The sequence below is a fragment of the Candidatus Parakkermansia intestinigallinarum genome (assembly GCF_944389695.1).
GTDB classification, from domain to species: Bacteria; Verrucomicrobiota; Verrucomicrobiia; order Verrucomicrobiales; family Akkermansiaceae; genus Akkermansia; species Akkermansia intestinigallinarum.
Window position 1 is genome coordinate 1 of record NZ_CALXNG010000058.1, and the last position, 2724, is coordinate 2724.

The window sequence follows — 2724 nt, forward strand, 5'->3', positions numbered from 1 at the left end:
TGCGTCCACGTGTCGAGCCGCGAGGCTCCTTTGTCGCTTTGGAACTTTTTTGCGGCTTCTTTTACGATGAAGCGGGGCAGGGCAGACGCATTTGGATTACGTCACGACCATAACGACATCCAGAAAAGACTGAACAGGGCCAAATTGCTCGATTTCACCCAACTTCACCCTCGTGCAAAGGAGAATGCGCGTTGTTATTACAAGAAACAACTTAAAATCCGACGTGAAATTCTCTAATGCGTCTGCCCTGTGAAGCGGGGAATAAGTCTTGCAATTTGCGCGAAAAGGGTTATATTTTCCACGGAGGTTTGTTTGTTTTTGTGTAACCCCGGCATACGGTTTGCCGGGGAAAAATCAAGCCTCCATTTTTTGTATACTCAAGGCGTAGTCAAAACGACTGCGCCTTGAAACTTTGGGACAGGTGTGCGCCCGTTCCCGCTCCTTCTCCCCTGCTGCCGCGGGGGAGCGGGAGTTGCAAACGGAGTCTGCTCGCGAACACGGCAGGGGGAGAGGGACGACGCGAGGGTTCCATTTTACCTGCCCTTCTTGCCGTTGCCCTTCTTGCCGTTGTAGAAGCTGCGAAGCTCTTGGGTGAGCTTCATGGCGCAGAAGTCGGGTCCGCACATGGAGCAGAAGTGCGCTTGCTTGGCGCTGGCATGCGGCAGGGTAATGTCGTGGTAGGAGCGGGCGCGGTGCGGGTCGAGCGAGAGGTTGAACTGGTCTTCCCAGCGGAACTCGAAGCGCGCCTTGGAGAGGGCGTTGTCGCGCAGCTGGGCTCCGGGATGTCCCTTCGCGAGGTCGGCGGCATGGGCCGCGAGTTTGTAGGTGACGACGCCTTCGCGCACGTCCTCCTTGTCCGGCAGCCCGAGGTGCTCTTTGCGGGTGACGTAGCAGAGCATGGCGCAGCCGCGCATCGCAATCAACGAGCCGCCGAGGGCTCCGGTGATGTGGTCGTAGCCGGGTGCGATGTCGGTAGCCAGCGGCCCGAGGGTGTAGAAGGGAGCTTCGCGGCACCATTCCAGCTGCTTTCGCATGTTCTCCGGCACGAGGTGCAGCGGCACGTGCCCGGGGCCTTCGTTCATGACCTGCACCCCGCGTGCCCAAGCGGACGCGGTCAGTTCGCCCTGCACTTCGAGCTCGGCGAGCTGGGGGAAGTCGTTGGCGTCGGCAATGGATCCCGGGCGCAGGCCGTCGCCGATGGAGACGGCGACGTCGTAGGCGGCGAGGATGTCGCAGATTTCATCCCAGTGCGTGTAGAGGAAGTTCTCGGCATCGTGCTCCATCATCCATTTGGCGATGATGGAGCCGCCGCGGGAGACGATGCCCGTCATGCGGCCGACGGTGTGGGGCACGAAGCGCTGCAACAGCGCGGCGTGGATGGTGACGTAATCAACCCCCTGCTCCGCCTGCTCGATGAGGGTGTCCCGGAAGATGGGCCAGGAAAGGTGGCCGACGCGGCCGCTGCACTTCTCAAGGCTCTGGTACATGGGGACGGTGCCGATGGGCACGGGGCTGTTGCGCAGAATCCACTCGCGGGTGCGGTGGATGTCGGCTCCGGTCGAGAGGTCCATGACCGTGTCGGCGCCCCAGTGAATGGCCCAGCGCAGCTTTTCGACTTCTTCCTCGATGCCCGAGCTGATGGCGGAGTTGCCGATGTTGGCGTTGATTTTGCAGAGGAAGTTGCGGCCGATGATCATGGGCTCGGCCTCGGGATGGTTGATGTTGGCCGGAATGAGGGCTCGGCCGGCGGCGATTTCATCGCGCACGAACTCGGGGGTGAAGAATGCGGGCATGCGGCTGCCGGCTGCGGGCATCGGGGGATGGCAGCCGTCGAGGTCAGCGCGGCGGCGCATACTCTCGGGGGAGAAGCCCGGCTGCGCCTCAAGCTCGCTGGGGCGCGGCATGCCGGTGCCGATTTCATCGAGGAGGCGCTGCGCTTCTTCGGGGCGCGATTTGGCGTTGGGGAAGCGGTCGTAGACGGCTTTGAAGGCAGCTTCGCGCCCGAGGTTTTCGCGGATGGCGACGTATTCCATCTCCGGGGTGATGATGCCCTTCAAAGCGTAGGCGCGTTGCGTGGGCGGCGCAGCGGGGTCGGCGGCGCGCAGGCTGCCGCCGGCTTGCGGAGCGACGTCGCCGCGGGCCGCTATCCACGGGGCGCGCAGAGGCGGCAGACCGCGTCGGACGTCGCCCTCAAAATCCTCGTCGCCCCAAGGGCCCGAGCAGTCGTAGATGCGAACGGGCTCGTTGGGTTCGGTCGTTCCGTCGGGGAAGACGGTGTCTTGCTGACTGACTTCTCGCATAGCCACCCGAATCTCGGGGTAGCGTTGCCCCGCGACGTAGATGCGACGCGAGCCGGGATACTTGAGCTCATCGGCGTTCATGCGCCGCATTGTAGCAGTTTCTAGCGTGAAAGAAAGCTTAAAAACGGGCGGCGGGGGAGAATTCACACCTGTCCCAAAGTTTCAAGGCGCAGTCGTTTTGACGGCTCCTTGAGTATACAAAAAATGGAGGCTTGATTTTTCCCCGGCAAACCGTATGCTGGGGTTACAAAAAAACAAACAAACCTCCGTGGAAAATATAACCCTTTTTGCCCAAATTGCAAGACTTATTCCGCGCTTCATCGTGGAAGAAGCCGCAAATAAGTTCAAAAGCGACAAAGGTGCCTCGCGGCTCGACACGTGGACGCACCTCTTGAGCATGATTTTCTGCCACATTGGCAACTGC

Annotated in this window: 3 protein-coding genes; 2 read left to right on the plus strand and 1 reads right to left on the minus strand. The window is 61.1% G+C overall.

The window, feature by feature from the left end:
* Positions 1-237 (plus strand): hypothetical protein (locus AC6UAL_RS09555; protein ID WP_500683152.1); only part of this gene is annotated, 237 nt, incomplete at its 5' end.
* A 296-nt stretch (positions 238-533) separates the two neighbouring features.
* Here the strand turns inward: AC6UAL_RS09555 and thiC are convergent.
* On the minus strand, positions 534-2381 hold the full coding sequence (gene thiC / locus AC6UAL_RS09560; RefSeq protein ID WP_500683153.1) for a phosphomethylpyrimidine synthase ThiC: 1848 nt from the start codon (positions 2379-2381) through the stop codon (positions 534-536).
* A 154-nt stretch (positions 2382-2535) separates the two neighbouring features.
* Between thiC and AC6UAL_RS09565 the strand changes: the two genes are divergently transcribed.
* The coding region (locus AC6UAL_RS09565; protein WP_500683154.1) for a DUF4372 domain-containing protein at positions 2536-2724 on the plus strand (189 nt) is incomplete at its 3' end.